The organism is Campylobacter sp. CH278 (assembly GCF_004378845.1).
Lineage (GTDB): Bacteria > Campylobacterota > Campylobacteria > Campylobacterales > Campylobacteraceae > Campylobacter_D > Campylobacter_D jejuni.
The window spans coordinates 1-16431 of sequence record NZ_RYXZ01000001.1 but is presented as its reverse complement, the minus strand read 5'-3'; the positions used below and the strand labels follow the sequence as shown (position 1 = coordinate 16431).

Genomic DNA, 16431 nt, shown 5'->3' with positions numbered 1-16431 from the left:
AGTTTATGAAATATTTACTTGAATTTGAAAATAAAAAATACTCCACTTACGACTTCATAGAAACTTTTTACAAACTAGGACTACAAAAAGGCGATACCTTGTGTGTGCATACTGAACTTTTTAATTTCGGTTTTCCCTTGCTTTCTAGAAATGAATTTTTACAGACTATATTAGATTGTTTTTTTGAAGTTATAGGCAAAGAAGGCACTTTGATCATGCCAACCTTTACTTATAGTTTTTGCAAAAATGAAGTTTATGACAAAATAAATTCCAAAACAAAAATGGGAGTATTAAATGAATATTTTCGCAAACAAACAGGAGTAAAACGCACAAACGATCCTATATTTTCTTTTGCTATAAAAGGAGCAAAAGAAGAATTATTTTTAAAAGATACAACAAGTTGTTTTGGGGAAAATTGTGTTTATGAGGTTTTAACCAAAGAGAATGGAAAATATATGACATTTGGAGGCCAAGGACACACACTAACACATTATGCAGAAGAACAATTTAATGTATTTTACAGATATCATAAAATTTTCTCTGGAATTTTAATTGATGAAAACAATATATCATACAATAAAACCATTAGTTATTATGTTAGAAAACTTGACATATCTTCTGAACCCAATTTAATTAACATTATCAATATTGTTAATAATACTAAAAATTTTAAAAAAAACAATTTTGCAGGAGATCATATAAATATTTACAACGCTAAAGAATATATAGAAATTTTATGGAAAAAATTAGATATAAACCAAACAATTCTAATAGAAAATTATGATACAATATATTAATTTTCAACATTCTCAAGAAAGTGGTATACAATGGAAAAACAATTTTATGAAATTTTAGAAAATATACTTGAAACCAAAGTAGATGAAAATACAAATTTAAGCATGGAAAACTGCAAGAACTGGACTTCTTTAGCTCATATTGATATCATCATGAGTTTAGAAGAAGAATTTGAAATCAAATTTAACAAAGAAGATTTAAGTCTCTTAAAATCTCAAAGCGCTTTACTAGAAAAAATTCAAACCCTAAAGGCAGAAAAATGAAAGAAAATATTGAAAAATTATTTCAAGCCATCGCTCAAAAAAATCCTATCCATTCTAAATATCTTAAAAAAATTGAATTTCCACAAGAAGACGAAGAAGAATTTGATAAATTAATTTCTTATTATATTCAAGATGGTATCAGTATAAAAGAACAATGCGATTGTTATTTATTGATCCTTAACGATACTTTAGAAGAAACAAAATTTTTCATAGAAAATGGGGCTTATCGTTATTCTAGCTTTGATGAAGTTAAGGATAAAGTTTATTTTAATGAAAGTTATATGAAACAATACATGATAGGCCTAGCTCTTTCTTCTTTTGTTTGGATAGCTCATATTAAAGTGAGAAAGTATTTTTCGCAATATTTAAAAAATTTTACTCCAAAAACAACTTATTTTGAAATAGGCCCTGGCCATGGAGAATATTTTGCAAGAGCAGTTAAAAGTGGTAAATTTTCCGCCTTTTATGGAGTTGATATCTCTCCAACAAGTTGCGAACTTACTCGAAAAATGGTAAAACAACAAGTAGGGGGATTGATTACAAAATGTGATTTTTTATGTCAAGATTTTTTTACTTATGATTTTGATAAAAAAGCTGATTTGATAGTGATTGGAGAAGTGCTAGAACACGTAGAAAAACCTCTTGAATTCCTTAAAAGATCTAAAGAGCTTCTTAGCGATGGAGGGGAAATTTTTGCAACTATTCCTATCAATGCTCCTGCTATTGATCATATTTATTTATTTTCCCATCCTGATGAAGTTAAAGATTTGATAGAAAAATCAGGCTTAAAATTTAAAGCTTATGAATGTTTTATGGCAAATGATTATAGTTTGGAAAAAGCATTGAAATTTAAAAATGCTATCACTATGGCAGTAGTTTTAAATGCTTAATACAACACTCAATTTACCCCTTCATCATATAGGTGTGGCTTGTAAAAATTTAGAAAAAGAAAGGGAATGTTTTTTTAAACTAGGTTTTTATAAAGAATCAGAATTTATAGATGAAAAACAAGGGGTAAGAGGCGAATTTATCATTCCTTGTAATGAAGCATTTCCACAGTATAGATTTGAACTTTTGCAAAATTTAAACGATAAAGGCCCACTAGATAGCTATTTAAAAAATAATACCAAAATGTATCATTTAGCCTATGAAAGTAAAAACATCGCCCAAGATTTAATTCTTTTGGAACAACAAGGAGGCATTTGCATTGTTCCTATTATGCAAGCAAGCTATTTTGCTAAACTTTGTTTTATCATGATGCCAAATAGGCTTTTAATCGAACTTGTGGAGCTAAAATGAATCTTTTTTCACCCCATTTAAAACGCAATGAGCTTATAAAATTCGCCAAAGAATTAGACTTTGGCAAAAGTCAAGATCTTCTTATTAATGTCCATAGAAATCATGCTTTTGAAGGAGTGCAAAGTATCATTGCTCCTTTTTTACATTTTGCCAATTTAAGAGCCGAGTTTAATTTCAGCTCTTATGATGATAGCTTGAGTTTTGATAACTTTAAAGAAGCTAGTTTAGAACTTTTATGGCTAGATTTAACCCGCTATAAAAATAATGTGCAAAATTTTATGGAAGAAAGACTTTTAGAACTAAGAAAAATTTCACAAAACCCTATTTTAGTTCTTAGTTTAGGAGAATTTAAAACAGATAAAAAAATTTTAAATTGTGAAATTTTTAACATAGAAAAACTCATAAAAGAGTATTTTGATGAAGAAGATATTTTAGACCTAGCTAAAGAAGAACTTACAGGCTCTAAGCTTAATAATAAAGCCTTGATTTTTTTAGCACAAATTTTAGGACTTAGCCTCATCCCTGCATTCGTAAAACCCGCTCTTAAAGCTCTTGTACTTGATCTTGATAATACCTTGTATCAAGGAATTTTAGGTGAAGAGGGTATAGATAATCTTAATTTAAGTCCTTTGCACAAAACCTTACAAGAAAAAATTAAAACTTTTAAAAAACAAGGGTTTTTACTTGCCCTAGCTTCAAAAAATGAAGAAAAAGACGCAAAAAAACTTTTTGAAATAAGGAAAGATTTCATCTTACAATGGGATGATTTTGATACTAGAATGATCAATTGGGAGCCAAAGGGTGAAAATATCTTAAAAATTGCTAAAAAATTTAATATAAATACTAACGCTATGCTTTTTATAGATGATAATATCGCCGAGCTTGAAAATACCAAATTTACAGGCGTTAAAACACTTTTATGCGATGAAAATATACTTTATAAAATCAAACTTTTTCCTAATCTTTTAAAACTTTCAAATACCAAAGAAGATCAAATTCGTGCCAAAGATATAGCAGCCAATGCTTTAAGAGAAGAGCTTAAAAGCTTAAGCGATGAAGAATATTTTCAAAATCTTGAAATCAGCTTAAATTTTAGCAAAAATGATCTGCAAAATATCCCTCGCATTAGCGAACTTTTAGGCAAAACCAATCAATTTATCGCTAATTACACACGCTTAAATCAAGAAAAAGTCGCACAACACATGCAAAAAGAGCTCATTGTAAGTGTGAGTATGAGTGATAAATTAAGCGATAGTGGGATTATCGCTATTTTTGTTTTTTCTTGTAAAGAAGGAAATTTATTTATCGATGATCTTTGCATTTCTTGTAGGGCTTTAGGTAGAAAACTTGAAACTAGAATGTTTTTTAAAGCCTTTGAACTAGCTTTACATTTCTTTGATCTTAAAAACAATAATGCAAGGCTTTACTATCAAAAAGGCGAAAGAAATATGCCATTTTTGAGCTTTTTAGAACAAATTTCTAAAGAAATTGAAAAAAACTCAGCCCTTGTTTCATTTCAAAATTTAAATTTTAAAGGACTTATAATCCATGAAAACTAGATTTGATAAAGCTAAAATTTCAGGTATTTGCGTAAGCGTACCTGAACATAAAATTTGCATTGATGATGAGTTAGAAAGCGTTTTTTCAAACGATATCAAAATCCTTAAAAGAATGAAAAAAGTCATAGGTTTAAAAACACGTTATATTTGTGATGAAAACACTTGTGTAAGCGATCTTGGCAAACACGCAGCCAATACACTTTTACAAGGTTTAAATATAGATAAAAATAGCCTTGACGCACTCATCGTAGTAACTCAAAGTCCTGATTTTTTCATGCCTTCTACGGCTTGTTATTTACATCAGCTTTTAAATTTAAGCTCTAAAACCATAGCTTTTGATTTAGGGCAAGCTTGTGCAGGGTATTTATACGGCTTATTTGTCGCTCATTCTTTAATACAAAGTGGCTTAGGTAAAATTTTGCTCGTTTGTGGGGATACTTTAAGCAAATTCATCCATCCTAAAAATATGAATTTAGCCCCAATTTTTGGCGATGGAGTAAGTGCAACTTTGATTGAAAAAACGGATTTTAATGAAGCCTTTTTTGAACTTGGAAGCGATGGAAGACATTTTGATAAACTCATCATTCCAAAAGGTGCGATGAGAATACCTAAAGCAGATATTTTTAACGATGATTCGCTCATGCAAACTGAGGAGTTTAGACAATTAGAAAATCTTTACATGGACGGAGCAAATATTTTTAATATGGCTTTAGAATGCGAACCTAAAAGCTTTAAAGAAATTTTAGAATTTTCCAAGGTAGAAGAAAAAGACATTGCTTTTCATCTTTTTCATCAATCTAATGCGTATTTGGTTGATTGTATTAAAGAAGAGTTAAAACTTAATGATGATAAAGTTCCTAATTTCATCATGGAAAAATACGCTAATTTAAGCGCTTGTTCACTACCTGCTCTACTTTGCGAACTAGATACTCCAAAAGAATTTAAAGCGAGTTTAAGTGCTTTTGGTGCAGGGCTTAGCTGGGGAAGTGTGGTGCTAAATTTCAAGGATTTATACACAAAAGATATTTTAATTTACACAAAGGAGAAATAATGACAAAAACTGAATTTTTAGAAGAGCTTAAAGAAGCTATGCATAGAGATGAAGACTTAAATGAAGATATGCTACTTGATGATATAGACGAGTGGGATAGTTTGGCTTTTGTATCTGTGATGGTACTTTATAAAAATCTTTTTGCTTTAAAAATCACAGCCGAGGACTTGAAAAATTGTCAAAAAGTGAGTGATTTAATCGATTTAGCAAAGCTTGATTAAAACCTTTAAGGTTTTAATCTTTTATCTCTAATTCAAATTTATCTCCCACATCTTTAAATATAAACACTTTATTCCCACAAGGATAAGAGATGGAATTTTCTTGCATTAAACATTTTCTTTTTTGCAATTTTTCAAGCATTAAAGGAAGTTCTTTTCTAAATAAGGCTTTATCAGGTATACCACAACCATGATCTAAATTTTTAATAAATTTTCCATCAATTTTATTTTCATCTATCAAATTTAAGCTTACATCATATCCTAAAATTTTTAATATTTGCATGGTTTGTTCTTTAAAATTTGCTGGAGTTAAAGGATCTTCTTTGCTATGATAACTCACATAAATGATATTTTTATTTTTTTGACTTTGTAAAATCAAATGATCTTTATTTAACAATGTTCTAATAAAATAATTTTCATTATTAAAAAAATAAGGTGAATTTTCTTTACGTGTCCAGTGGGTTTTTAGAAAACATTCTATTAGAGTATTTGGATCATTAAATACATAATCACAACCACCCTCCATTTCTCTTCCTAAAATATAAATCAAAGGTGGAACAGCCGAACCCGAATTATCAATCACACCATCCACATACCAAGGAGCTATTTTTGCTATGAGTAAAGATAGGTATCCTCCATAAGACCCCCCCCCATAAATTTTTGGTAAATCTGCAAATTTTGGAAAACGTTTAACTAGATCTTTTAAAGCATTGATATGATCAATAGCTGCCATAATGCCATAGTTTTGATAGTCTCCATTGGGTGGGACAAAAGTTGAGGTAAATTTCGCTTGATAATTTTGTGCTAGTTTTCCTTGTGATTTTAAAGTAGTAATATTCTGATTAAGTAATTCATAACATTGTTGTGCGTTCTCAAGATTAACATTAATATTAACACCTATTTCCAATAAAACCTGAGATAAATTTGACACATCATCTTTTGTAAATATTGTAAAAGCACTATACTTTTCAACATCCGAACGCCTTTGACAAAAACAATGATAAAAAACATTTATTGTCACTACATCAAAATTTTTAGCAATATAATTTCTATAAGAGTCTAAAAAATATATATTTGCATTGGCTCCATAACCTCCTATTATAAAAACTATAGCTTTAATCTCTTTTTCATCATCATAACTGATGCGGTATTCAAGCTTACTGGTTCTTTTAATACCTAGTTCTACATCATCACAAGAATCGATTTCAAAGGTTTGGTTTATGAGCATATAAAGACCTTTTTTATTAATTTATTGATATTATAATACAAAAAACTAAAAAGGCAAACATGATAACCCATATTTACGATTTTCTAGAAAAAAATTTGATTAAATTTAGCAAAAAGATCGCTTTTGTAGAACCCTTTGCCAAAGAAAGAAAAGAAATCACTTATAAAGACTTTGATCTTTTTTCTAAAAAACTAGCCAGTGAAATTTTAAAAACTTTAGGAAATGATAATCCTACTCAAGCTCCTGTTTTAATCATCTTACCTAAGGGAATTGATTGTTTAATTTCATTTTTTGGAGTGGCATTAAGTGGAAATTTTTATACCCTTTTAGATGAAAAAAGTCCTAAAGAAAGAGTAGAAAAAGTCATAGAGGTTTTAAAACCTAAACTTTTTATCACTTCAAAGGATTTAAATTTTAATTTAGATTTGCCTACACTTTATACACAAGACTTTGAAAGTTTTAATATAGATGAGAATTTAATAAAAAATGCCAAAGAAAAACATATAGATACAAATTTACTCTATGTTTTCTTTACTAGCGGGAGCACAGGCATTCCTAAAGGAGTAAGCATAGCATATAAGAGTGTGATTGATTATACTTTTTGGGTGTGTGAGACTTTTAAATTTGATGAGAATGAAATTTTAGCCAATCAAGCGCCATTTTATTTTGACAATAGCATTTTAGATATTTTTTCAAGTGTAAAATCAGGAGCGACTTTACACCTTTTACCCAATCATCTTTTTGCCTTTCCAAATAAAATTTTAGAATGTCTTGAAAAAGAAAAAGTAAGCACTATATTTTGGGTACCTTCGGTGCTGATTTATTTTGCAAATACTGAGGCTTTGAATAATTTTAGTTTAAATGCCTTAAAAAAGATACTTTTTTGTGGTGAAATCATGCCCAATAAACAGCTAAATATTTGGCGTAAACACTTACCCAATGCCTTATTTGCCAACCTTTATGGTCCAACAGAAATCACTGATGTGTGTTCTTTTTATATCATCAATCGCACTTTTAAAGATGAAGAACTTTTACCCATAGGCAAAGCATGTAAAAACACAGAACTTTTAGTTTTTGATGAAAATATGAATTTCATAAGTCCTAAACAAATAGGTATTAAAGGGGAGCTTTTTGTGCGTGGAACTTCTTTGTCTTTAGGGTATTATAATGACAAAGAAAAAACCAAACAAGCTTTTATTCAAAATCCTTTGCATGATAATTATTTAGATTTACTCTATAAAACAGGAGATATCGTTTCTTATAATGAATTTGGAGAGCTTTTATGCTACGGAAGAGCAGATAATCAGATAAAATATATGGGACATAGAATAGAACTTGGAGAAATAGAAAGCGTGATAAATTCTCATGTGAATATTAAAAACAGTGCTTGTATTTTTAAAGAAGATATTATTTGTTTTTATGAAAGTGAAGAAGAAATTAATTTTAAACTTTTTTTGAAAGATAAATTACCTTCTTATATGATCCCAAAAAATTTTATTAAACTCGACAAATTTAAGCTTAATCAAAATGGTAAAATTGATAGGAAAGTTTTAAAAGAACTTGTTTAAATAAATATTTTATAATTTCAAAAAACCAAAGGAGCAAAAATGCAAGAAATCAAACAATTTTTTATCAATATAGAAAGAACAGATATCAATGAGAGTGTGGAAAATCTAGTAAGTGAAGATTTTATCGATAGTATCGATATCATGGCTTTGGTTGCCGAAATAGAAAAATTTTATAAAAAACCCTTAAAAGCAGAATTTATCACACCTGAAAATTTTGAAAGCTTTGAAAATATCAAAAAAATGCTTGAACTTGCAATGAAAGACTAATCTTTCCTTGCAAGTTCGAGTTGCTCTTTTAAAGAACTGATGATGTCATTTTTAGAAACAATAATTTGCGCTATAAAATTCGCCACATCATCCCAGTCTTTGCTTAGTGTATGAGTTAAAGTATAATTTTGTTCGTATTCTTCCCAATTCACAGGAGTAAAAAGAGAATTTTTATGCGGAAAATATTTGTTTTTTACCCATTCAAGCGAAGAAGCAAAATAATCGACATAAGCTTTGGCAATATCTTTTTGCACTGCAAATTTTAATCTTTTTTCTTTACTGCCTTCAAATTTTCTTCTTGCCATAAAAAGCAAAGAATTAAGATTATCCTGCTTTAAATCTTTTTGATTTAATCTTGACATAAGCTCCATTCCTAAAAGATTAAAACTTTCATTTTTGGTTTGTTTTAAAACAAAACTCTCATCCCATTCAAGTCCTAAATGATAAACAAAATCTTTAAGCAAAGTCCCTCCTACATAATCCTCTCTTAGAAGTCTTACTATCAAATTTTCTTCTCCAAATACCTCAGCATGAGTTTTGCAAATCCATTCATAGTCAAAAATATATTTTCTAGGATGATCTTGCGGAGCAAAATCAGCAGAATAATACCCCATATTGTTTTTATGATCTTGAGAACAATGTGAGTTTAAATAACCCAAAGTATCTCTAAAATACACAATAATATAAATTTGAGTAAAACCTAACTCTCTCATAATCTTTTCTAAAATTTCTACATGTTTTTTAGTAGAAAAATCCCAAACTATACCCTCAGCTGAAAAAATAAATTTTTTATCTTTATGCAAAGCACTTTCACTTTTAAAATTTTCTATAGTTCTAAGAAGTCTTTCATTTGCAATATGACTTAAAACACTCTCTTTTTTTAAAATATCTTCTTTTTGAACCAATTCTAAAACCATATCCACCAAAGCCCAATGTCTATTTGCCACTCTAAGACTTTTTGGATAAATATAACCTTTTTGCAAAAGCTTTTCTTCGTTTTGCATCAAGAAGCCTTGTTTTTCTTGATTTCCTGTATTGGTGGTTCCTATATGTAAATATGCTGTCATTTTATATATCCTTTGTCTTTATTTTAGTTTATTATGACTAATTCAAACTTATCTCCCACATCTTTAAAAGTAAAAATTTTATTTCCACAAGGATAAGAGATGGAATTTTCTCGCATAAAAGATTTTTTTCCTTGTAGTTTTTCAAGCATTAAAGGAAGTTCTTTTCTAAATAAGGCTCTATCAGTCATTCTAAGCCCATGCTCTAAACTTTTTATAAATCTACCATCTACATCACTTTCATCTTTTATTAAATGCAAAGTAGCATCATAGCCTAATTCTTGATAACACTTATAAAGCTCTATTTTGTTTTGCACTGGCGCACCTATATCTTGCAAACTATGATAACTCGAAAAAACGATATCACTATCAATATTTGCTTGAATTTTAAGATGATTTGAATTTAAAATTGCTCTAATTAAATAATTCTCATCTCCAAAATAATAAGAAGAATTTATATTTCTAGTCCAATATTTATACACAAAGCAATAAAGTCTATGACCACTTCCTTCGAAATAAAATTCCCCTTGATTCATTTCTCTTCCTAAAATGCACGCCAAGAATGGTAAGCAAACACCTGAATTATCAATCACACCATCCACATACCAAGAAGCTATTTTTGCTATGAGTAAAGATAGGTATCCTCCGTATGACCCCCCCCCATAAATTTTTGGTAAATCTGCAAATTTTGGAAAGCGTTTAACTAAATCTTTTAAAGCATTGATATGATCAATAGCTGCCATAATGCCATAGTTTTGATAGTCTCCATTGGGTGGGATAAAATCGCAAAAAAGTTCTATTTTTTGACTTTCATCAACCAAACCTGCCTGTTTAATCTCTCCAGCTCTTTGCTCTATAAAAGGAATAATTTGTTCAAAATTATCTTCATTAGCCAACAAATGTCCTAAATTAATATTTCTTAAAATACTATTTACACGCTCTAAATCGTCTTTGTTAGGAATAAGCTTTGGATTGTACTTTTGATCAATACTTTTTCTTGCACAAAAACAATGATAAAAAACATGCACCACTACAACATCAAAATTTTTAGCAATATATTCTCTATCAAAATCTAAAAAAGAAATATTTGCATTAGCTCCAAAACCACCCACTATAAAAACTATAGCTTTGATATCTTTTTCATCATCATAACTTATGCGGTATTCAAGCTTACTAGTTCTTTTAATACCTAATTCTACATCATCACAAGAATCGATTTCAAAGGTTTGGTTTATGAGCATTATTCCACCCTCTTTGCATTATTTTATTGTATTTTAAAGACAATTATACTTAAATTTTAGTAAAATAAAACACAAAAAACAAGGCTTAACTATGAAAAATCTTTGCATCATCCCTGCTCGTGGTGGATCAAAAAGAATTCCTAGAAAAAATATTATTGATTTTCTAGGCAAACCTTTAATCGCTTATAGCATAGAAAATGCTTTAAATTCGGGTATTTTTGATGAAGTAGTGCTTTCAAGCGATGATAAAGAAATCATAGAAGTAGCCTTAAAATACGGTGCAAAAGCTCCATTTGTGCGTGATAAAAATTTAAGCGATGATTATGCTTCAAGTACTGCTGTAGTGCAAAATGCCATAGAAATTTTACAAAGCCAAAATCAAATTTATGATCATGTCTGCTGCCTTTATGCTACCGCTCCTTTGTTAAACAAAGATATTTTAAAACAAGCCTATGAAAAATTTATCCAAAATCAAAGCAAGTTTTTATTTGCTGCCACTGAGTTTGAGTATCCTATACAAAGGGCTTTTTATCTAAATGAAAACAATCAAGTTTATATGTTTGATGAAAAACATTATAAAAGCCGCTCACAAGACTTAACAAAAGCTTATCACGATGCAGGAGCTTTTTATTTTGGTACAAGTAAAGCTTGGCTTGAGGAAGGTTTTATGTTTAAACCTCATTCTGGCGTATTTGTATTGCCAAGAAATTTAGTTTGCGATATAGACACCATGCAAGATTTGGAATTTGCAAAAATACTTTATAAGGCAAATCATGAAAGTACTTTTTAGAAGCGATAGCTCGAGTCAAATAGGCTTTGGACACATTAAACGCGATCTAGTCTTAGCTAAACAATACGATGATGTAAGTTTTGCTTGTTTGCCTTTAAAAGGCTCTTTGATTGATGAAATTCCTTATCCTGTTTATGAGCTTAGCAGTGAAAGTATCTACGAGCTTATTAATCTCATCAAAGAAGAAAAATTTGAACTTCTTATCATCGATCACTATGGCATCAGCGTAGATGATGAAAAACTAATCAAGCTTGAAACAGGGGTAAAAATCTTAAGCTTTGATGATGAATTAAAGCCTCATCATTGTGACATTTTACTCAATGTCAATGCTTATGCAAAAGCAAGTGATTATGAAGGTTTAGTACCTTTTAAATGCGAAGTAAGATGTGGTTTTTCTTATGCTTTAATCAGAGAAGAATTTTATCAAGAAACCAAAGAAAATAGAGAAAAAAAATACGATTTTTTCATTTGCATGGGCGGAACAGATATCAAAAATCTTTCCTTGCAAATCGCTAGCGAATTACCTAAAAGAAAAATCATAAGCATTGCAACTAGCTCTTCTAATCCCGATCTTAAAAAATTACAAAAATTTGCAAAATTACATAATAATATTAGATTATTTATCGATCATGAAAATATTGCAAAATTGATGAATGAAAGCAATAAACTCATCATCAGTGCAAGTTCTTTAGTCAATGAAGCCTTACTTTTAAAAGCAAATTTTAAAGCCATCTGTGTTGCTAAAAATCAAGAAAAACTAGCCAATTGGTTAGCTCAAAAAGGCTATGAAGTGGAGTATAAGTATTGATAAAACTTAAAAATTTCACAGAACTTAACCCTCAAGAAATAGAGCTGATTTTTAAATGGCGCAATCACCCCGATATCAGTCAATTTATGAAAACAAAACATATTGATTTTGAAGAACATTTAAGATTTTTAAAAAATTTACATCAAGATTCTAGCAAAAAATATTTTTTAGTTTTTCAAGATGAACAGATTATCGGCGTAATTGATTTTGTCAATATCGCAACTAAATCTTGTGAATTTGGACTTTATGCAAAACCTGATTTAAAAGGCGTAGGACAAATTTTAATGAATGAAATTATAAAATACGCTTTTGAAAACTTAAAAGTAAATACTCTTAAAGCTTATGTTTTTAAAGATAACCACAAAGCTTTAAAATTATATCAACAAAATCATTTTACTATTTATGATGAAGATAAAGATTTCTACTATGTTTGCCTAAAGCAATCTAACTGCAAAACCTTGCTTAGCTAATTCTTCTTTTACATCTTTAGGGGTATACTTAGAAAAATGAAAAATATAAGCTCCTGCCAAAGCATCAGCACCCAAATTTAAAGCTTTAACTCCATCACTTGGATTACTAAGTCCTCCGTTGATAATAAGAGGAATTTTAAGTTTATTTTGAAAGATCTTTAAAAGTTCTAAATCATAACCCTTTGCTTTTCCCTCAAAATCTACAGAAGTTAAAAGAAGCTCTCCAGCTCCTTTTTTTTCGTATTCTAAAGCAAGTTCTAAAGGATTTTTTTCAAGTAAATTTCCCCTATCATAAACACAAAATTGATCCCCTTTTCTTTTAACATCTATAGAGCAAACTATGCATTGAGAACCAAAACGATTTGCCGCTTTACTTATAAAATCTTTATCTTCTAAGGCCTTAGAATTGATAGAAATTTTATCCGCACCTAAATTTAAAATCTTTTGTATATCTTCAAGAGTTTTTATGCCTCCACCTATAGTTAAGGGCATAAAACATTCTTTAGCAAGATCTTCTATACTTTCAAAATCTATTTCTCCACTTTTTGAAGCATCTATATCTAAGATAATAAGCTCATCAACATTGCGTGCATTATAAATTCTCATCGTTGAAGTTAAATGCCCTATAGTGCGAAAATCTTTAAACTCTATACTTTTAACAAGTTGAGAATTTTTTAATAACACGCAAGGGATAATTCTAGTTTTTAACATTTAAAGCCTTATAAAATTTTCTAAAAGTTTTAAGCCTAAATTTTGACTTTTTTCAGGATGAAACTGCGTCGCAAAAATATGATCTTTTTGTAAAGATGCAGCAAATTTATGCCCATATTGTGCTTTAGCACTTACAAACTCATCTTTACATTTCACATAAAAAGAATGCACAAAATAAAAATCACTCTTATCTTCTATGCCTTGATACAAAGGAACTTGTTTTAAAATTTCAAGTTCATTCCAACCCATATGTGGGATTTTTAAATTTAAATCCTCTTCAAATTTGACTACTTCACCTTCTATAAAACCAAGTCCTTCGCAAGTTCCACCTTCATAGCCCCTTTCTAAAAAAAGCTGCATTCCCAAACAAATGCCTAAAATAGGTTTTTTTTGCACCAAAACTTGCTCTTTTAAAGCTTCTATAAAACCAAGTTCTTTTAAATTTTTCATGGCTTCTTTAAAAGATCCCACTCCAGGTAAAAGCAATTTATCTGCTTTTTGCAAATCTTTTGGATTTTTAGCTATGAAATTTGTAGCTCCTATTTTTTCAAAAGCCTTAGCAACGGAGTTTAAATTTCCTGCCTTGTAATCAATGAACGCTATCATTTTAAAACACACTCGTCTTTTCTTACCAAAGAACCATCATAATCTCTTAAAAATTTGCCATTTTCATCACGTTTAAAGATTTTTTTATTAGTAAAAGAATCTACAATTTTTTGAAATTCTTCCTCACTAAAACCACTGAATTCAAGGTATTTTTTAATAGCCTTTTTAGGGGGCTTACCATCATATTTTTGCACCAAACGCACCCCTTCTTCACGGCTGATATAACCTAAACGAATATCCAAACAAGCATTATCTGTTGCCCTACCAAAGCCATATTTACAGTATTTTAAATAATCATGAACATGATTAGAATAACAATCTAAATTTTCAAAATTTTCATAAGTAGTCTCAACAGGATGATCTAGAGTTAAAAAACCATATTTTTTAGAAATTTCAAGAATTTTTTTATAGTCCCATTTAAAATAATACCCTAAAAATAGCCCCGTAACCCCTACTCTTTGAAGTTCTTCATCACTTGGATAAGTATATAAAAACAAATCTTTTTCAGTGATACCATTTACCCCAAGCATATCAGAAGCACGGTTTCCTAAAAGTCCGCCAAATTCTTCAAGCCACTCTCTGCCTAAAATATTCTTATTTTTACTACTCGCAGGTCCGCCATACTCTATCTGCGGACTCTCCCCCCAGATGATCAAAGGCACTCCAAAATTTACCGCTATGCGTGGAACAGAAGTAAAAATTCCCAAATGGTTTTGCCACTCATTATCCCCTGTTCTTACAAAAGCTTCACGGGCAAGTTTTTGATAAACTTTTGGATCACGCTTGATATGGATCAAATCCACGCCCAAATGATTTAAATTGTCTAAATTTTTGCGACCTATTTTCGTAGGCACACTAGGCTCAAAACACACACACAAAGGATTAAGTCCGAGTTCAAGCATTTTAACTACTTGAAAAGTAGAATCTTTTCCGCCACTTACTCCGATAACACAATCATAAACAGGATGTTTTTTGTATTTTTTTATAAGCTCAAAAAATTCTTTTTCTCTTTCTTGCCAATTAATATTTTGATTTTTAGCTTCTTGTGAATGACAAGCATCACAAACTCCATCTTCATCAAAATGTAAATCAGGTTTAGTATCTGGCATCACACATTTTTTGCAAAATTTCATAAATTTCCTTTAATTAGCCTTAAATATATATCGTTATAATTAAATTTTATTTTATAATTTTATATATTTATATTATATAAAAATTAAAAAATGAATAAATTCTATGATTTAAATCCCTATGGCATTTTTTGAATAAAACCAAGCAAAAACATAACAAAGTCATAATATTTATATAATATAAATATATAAATTGAAGAAATATATAATATAATTATATATCATTTTTAGTAGGAAATTTACCAAAGAAAGAAATACATGCAAATAGGAAATTTTAACACCGATAAAAAGGTTTTTATCATAGCAGAACTTAGTGCAAATCACGCAGGAAGTCTTGAAATGGCACTTCAAAGCATAAAAGCTGCTAAAAAGGCAGGTGCTGATGCGATAAAAATCCAAACTTACACTCCAGATAGTCTCACGCTAAATAGCGACAAAGAAGATTTTATCATCAAAGGAGGGCTTTGGGATAAAAGAAAACTTTATGAGCTTTATGAAAGTGCAAAAACTCCTTATGAATGGCATTCTCAAATCTTTGAAACTGCGCAAAATGAAGGCATACTTTGTTTTTCAAGTCCTTTTGCCAAAGAAGATTTAGAATTTCTAAAACGCTTTGATCCTACAGCCTATAAAATCGCTTCTTTTGAAGCCAATGATGAAAATTTCATACGTTTAATCGCCAAAGAAAAAAAACCTACTATCGTTTCAACGGGCATTGCTACAGAAGAAGAGCTCTTTAGAATCTGTAAAATTTTTAAAGAAGAAAAAAATTCTGATCTCATCTTTTTAAAATGTACTTCGGCTTATCCTGCTGCCATAGAAGATATGAATTTAAAAGCTATAGTGAGTTTAAAAGAAAAATTTAATGTTGAAGTGGGACTAAGCGATCACAGCTTTGGTTTTTTGGCCCCTGTTATGGCAGTAAGCTTAGGCGCTAGAGTGATAGAAAAGCATTTTATGTTAGATAAAAGTATAGAAAGTGAAGACAGTAAATTTAGCCTTGATTTTGATGAATTTAAAGCTATGGTAGATGCAGTTAGACAGGCCGAAAGTGCTTTAGGTGATGGTAAGTTAGATTTAGATGAAAAAGCTCTTAAAAACCGTGTTTTTGCAAGAAGTTTATATGCAAGTAAGGATATCAAAAAAGGTGAAATTTTCAGCAAAGAAAATGTAAAATCCGTGCGTCCTTCTTTCGGGCTACATCCTAAATTTTATCAAGAACTTTTAGGAAAAAAAGCTAATAAAGATATAGAATTTGGCGATGCTTTAAAACAAGGAGATTTTCAATGACCTTCACCCCTACTCAAAAAGAACTTTTTAACAAAAACATTGAGGCTTTAAGCAATATTCTTTTAAAAGAAAG

At 29.7% G+C, this 16431-nt stretch carries 19 protein-coding genes; 13 read left to right on the top strand and 6 right to left on the bottom strand.

Going from position 1 to position 16431, the window contains the following annotated elements; genetic code table 11:
• Window positions 1–5: 5 nt before the first annotated feature.
• Genes legH through ELQ04_RS00070 form a run of 7 tightly spaced genes read left to right on the top strand, consistent with a single transcriptional unit; the run spans window position 6 to window position 5188 of the window.
• Window positions 6–797: an N-acetyltransferase LegH gene (legH, locus tag ELQ04_RS00100; protein ID WP_044778055.1), complete on the top strand. Its 792-nt coding sequence runs from the start codon at window positions 6–8 to the stop codon at window positions 795–797.
• A 30-nt stretch (window positions 798–827) separates the two neighbouring features.
• Window positions 828–1058 carry an acyl carrier protein gene (locus ELQ04_RS00095; RefSeq protein WP_002781997.1) on the top strand — a complete coding sequence of 77 codons (231 nt, stop codon included), beginning with the start codon at window positions 828–830 and terminating at the stop codon, window positions 1056–1058.
• Window positions 1055–1948 (top strand): class I SAM-dependent methyltransferase, encoded by an 894-nt coding sequence (locus ELQ04_RS00090; RefSeq protein ID WP_002938677.1) that lies wholly within the window; start codon window positions 1055–1057, stop codon window positions 1946–1948. The genes ELQ04_RS00095 and ELQ04_RS00090 overlap by 4 nt, the downstream gene beginning before the upstream one ends.
• The gene (locus ELQ04_RS00085; protein WP_002791673.1) at window positions 1941–2357 is read left to right on the top strand and encodes a VOC family protein; all 417 of its coding nucleotides are present in this window, start codon (window positions 1941–1943) and stop codon (window positions 2355–2357) included. Before ELQ04_RS00090 ends, ELQ04_RS00085 begins: the two co-directional genes overlap by 8 nt.
• A complete protein-coding gene (locus tag ELQ04_RS00080) occupies window positions 2354–3916 on the top strand; it encodes an HAD family hydrolase (protein WP_002938678.1) in 1563 nt (520 codons plus the stop codon). Before ELQ04_RS00085 ends, ELQ04_RS00080 begins: the two co-directional genes overlap by 4 nt.
• Entirely contained in the window at window positions 3906–4967 is a 1062-nt protein-coding gene (locus ELQ04_RS00075) for a beta-ketoacyl-ACP synthase III (RefSeq protein ID WP_002938680.1), read from the top strand. The genes ELQ04_RS00080 and ELQ04_RS00075 overlap by 11 nt, the downstream gene beginning before the upstream one ends.
• Complete coding sequence (locus tag ELQ04_RS00070; protein ID WP_002786077.1) at window positions 4967–5188, top strand: acyl carrier protein; 222 nt, start codon at window positions 4967–4969, stop codon at window positions 5186–5188. The genes ELQ04_RS00075 and ELQ04_RS00070 overlap by 1 nt, the downstream gene beginning before the upstream one ends.
• 13 nt (window positions 5189–5201) lie before the next feature.
• Here the strand turns inward: ELQ04_RS00070 and ELQ04_RS00065 are convergent, their stop codons facing one another.
• Window positions 5202–6413, bottom strand: coding sequence for a DUF2920 family protein (locus ELQ04_RS00065; protein WP_044778056.1), 1212 nt, complete (start codon window positions 6411–6413; stop codon window positions 5202–5204).
• Between the two features lie 59 nt (window positions 6414–6472).
• Here ELQ04_RS00065 and ELQ04_RS00060 point away from each other — a divergent pair, with 59 nt between their 5' ends.
• Window positions 6473–7981, top strand: a complete 1509-nt coding sequence (locus tag ELQ04_RS00060) for an AMP-binding protein (RefSeq protein ID WP_044778057.1) — start codon at window positions 6473–6475, stop codon at window positions 7979–7981.
• A 39-nt stretch (window positions 7982–8020) separates the two neighbouring features.
• Window positions 8021–8248: a hypothetical protein gene (locus tag ELQ04_RS00055; RefSeq protein ID WP_002938517.1), complete on the top strand. Its 228-nt coding sequence runs from the start codon at window positions 8021–8023 to the stop codon at window positions 8246–8248.
• On the opposite strand, the gene ELQ04_RS00050 is transcribed toward ELQ04_RS00055, so the two are convergent.
• A complete protein-coding gene (locus tag ELQ04_RS00050) occupies window positions 8245–9315 on the bottom strand; it encodes a hypothetical protein (RefSeq protein ID WP_002938519.1) in 1071 nt (356 codons plus the stop codon). The two genes, ELQ04_RS00055 and ELQ04_RS00050, sit on opposite strands and share 4 nt — an antisense overlap.
• 23 nt (window positions 9316–9338) lie before the next feature.
• Window positions 9339–10553: a DUF2920 family protein gene (locus ELQ04_RS00045; RefSeq protein WP_044778058.1), complete on the bottom strand. Its 1215-nt coding sequence runs from the start codon at window positions 10551–10553 to the stop codon at window positions 9339–9341.
• A 91-nt stretch (window positions 10554–10644) separates the two neighbouring features.
• Between ELQ04_RS00045 and pseF the strand changes: the two genes are divergently transcribed.
• From pseF to pseH, 3 genes are read left to right on the top strand one after another with little or no spacing between them, the layout of a single operon-like run.
• The gene (pseF, locus tag ELQ04_RS00040; RefSeq protein ID WP_002938779.1) at window positions 10645–11343 is read left to right on the top strand and encodes a pseudaminic acid cytidylyltransferase; all 699 of its coding nucleotides are present in this window, start codon (window positions 10645–10647) and stop codon (window positions 11341–11343) included.
• Window positions 11327–12151 carry a UDP-2,4-diacetamido-2,4,6-trideoxy-beta-L-altropyranose hydrolase gene (gene pseG / locus ELQ04_RS00035; protein WP_002938778.1) on the top strand — a complete coding sequence of 275 codons (825 nt, stop codon included), beginning with the start codon at window positions 11327–11329 and terminating at the stop codon, window positions 12149–12151. Before pseF ends, pseG begins: the two co-directional genes overlap by 17 nt.
• Window positions 12148–12621, top strand: coding sequence for a UDP-4-amino-4,6-dideoxy-N-acetyl-beta-L-altrosamine N-acetyltransferase (gene pseH, locus ELQ04_RS00030; protein WP_002938777.1), 474 nt, complete (start codon window positions 12148–12150; stop codon window positions 12619–12621). Before pseG ends, pseH begins: the two co-directional genes overlap by 4 nt.
• Here the strand turns inward: pseH and hisF are convergent.
• The 3 genes from hisF to pseA are packed head-to-tail and all read right to left on the bottom strand — an operon-like array spanning window position 12586 to window position 15071.
• Window positions 12586–13332, bottom strand: a complete 747-nt coding sequence (gene hisF / locus ELQ04_RS00025) for an imidazole glycerol phosphate synthase subunit HisF (protein ID WP_002938776.1) — start codon at window positions 13330–13332, stop codon at window positions 12586–12588. The genes pseH and hisF overlap by 36 nt on opposite strands.
• Entirely contained in the window at window positions 13333–13938 is a 606-nt protein-coding gene (gene hisH, locus ELQ04_RS00020; RefSeq protein WP_079396629.1) for an imidazole glycerol phosphate synthase subunit HisH, read from the bottom strand.
• On the bottom strand, window positions 13935–15071 hold the full coding sequence (gene pseA, locus ELQ04_RS00015; RefSeq protein WP_002938770.1) for a pseudaminic acid biosynthesis protein PseA: 1137 nt from the start codon (window positions 15069–15071) through the stop codon (window positions 13935–13937). The genes hisH and pseA overlap by 4 nt, the downstream gene beginning before the upstream one ends.
• A gap of 255 nt (window positions 15072–15326) precedes the next feature.
• Here pseA and pseI point away from each other — a divergent pair, with 255 nt between their 5' ends.
• Window positions 15327–16358, top strand: a complete 1032-nt coding sequence (gene pseI / locus ELQ04_RS00010) for a pseudaminic acid synthase (RefSeq protein WP_002938994.1) — start codon at window positions 15327–15329, stop codon at window positions 16356–16358.
• The last annotated feature ends 73 nt before the right edge of the window (window positions 16359–16431 follow it).

What these genes read in the sequence shown, in the direction of transcription:
- ELQ04_RS00080 (WP_002938678.1), top strand. Translation starts at nt 2,354, where the DNA reads ATGAATCTTTTTTCACCCCATTTAAAACGCAATGAGCTTATAAAATTC.
- pseG (WP_002938778.1), top strand. Translation starts at nt 11,327, where the DNA reads ATGAAAGTACTTTTTAGAAGCGATAGCTCGAGTCAAATAGGCTTTGGA.
- ELQ04_RS00075 (WP_002938680.1), top strand. Translation starts at nt 3,906, where the DNA reads ATGAAAACTAGATTTGATAAAGCTAAAATTTCAGGTATTTGCGTAAGC.
- legH (WP_044778055.1), top strand. Translation starts at nt 6, where the DNA reads ATGAAATATTTACTTGAATTTGAAAATAAAAAATACTCCACTTACGAC.
- pseI (WP_002938994.1), top strand. Translation starts at nt 15,327, where the DNA reads ATGCAAATAGGAAATTTTAACACCGATAAAAAGGTTTTTATCATAGCA.
- ELQ04_RS00055 (WP_002938517.1), top strand. Translation starts at nt 8,021, where the DNA reads ATGCAAGAAATCAAACAATTTTTTATCAATATAGAAAGAACAGATATC.
- pseA (WP_002938770.1), bottom strand. Translation starts at nt 15,071, where the DNA reads ATGAAATTTTGCAAAAAATGTGTGATGCCAGATACTAAACCTGATTTA.
- ELQ04_RS00065 (WP_044778056.1), bottom strand. Translation starts at nt 6,413, where the DNA reads ATGCTCATAAACCAAACCTTTGAAATCGATTCTTGTGATGATGTAGAA.
- ELQ04_RS00090 (WP_002938677.1), top strand. Translation starts at nt 1,055, where the DNA reads ATGAAAGAAAATATTGAAAAATTATTTCAAGCCATCGCTCAAAAAAAT.
- ELQ04_RS00050 (WP_002938519.1), bottom strand. Translation starts at nt 9,315, where the DNA reads ATGACAGCATATTTACATATAGGAACCACCAATACAGGAAATCAAGAA.
- ELQ04_RS00060 (WP_044778057.1), top strand. Translation starts at nt 6,473, where the DNA reads ATGATAACCCATATTTACGATTTTCTAGAAAAAAATTTGATTAAATTT.
- ELQ04_RS00045 (WP_044778058.1), bottom strand. Translation starts at nt 10,553, where the DNA reads ATGCTCATAAACCAAACCTTTGAAATCGATTCTTGTGATGATGTAGAA.
- hisF (WP_002938776.1), bottom strand. Translation starts at nt 13,332, where the DNA reads ATGTTAAAAACTAGAATTATCCCTTGCGTGTTATTAAAAAATTCTCAA.
- hisH (WP_079396629.1), bottom strand. Translation starts at nt 13,938, where the DNA reads ATGATAGCGTTCATTGATTACAAGGCAGGAAATTTAAACTCCGTTGCT.
- pseF (WP_002938779.1), top strand. Translation starts at nt 10,645, where the DNA reads ATGAAAAATCTTTGCATCATCCCTGCTCGTGGTGGATCAAAAAGAATT.
- ELQ04_RS00070 (WP_002786077.1), top strand. Translation starts at nt 4,967, where the DNA reads ATGACAAAAACTGAATTTTTAGAAGAGCTTAAAGAAGCTATGCATAGA.
- ELQ04_RS00095 (WP_002781997.1), top strand. Translation starts at nt 828, where the DNA reads ATGGAAAAACAATTTTATGAAATTTTAGAAAATATACTTGAAACCAAA.
- ELQ04_RS00085 (WP_002791673.1), top strand. Translation starts at nt 1,941, where the DNA reads ATGCTTAATACAACACTCAATTTACCCCTTCATCATATAGGTGTGGCT.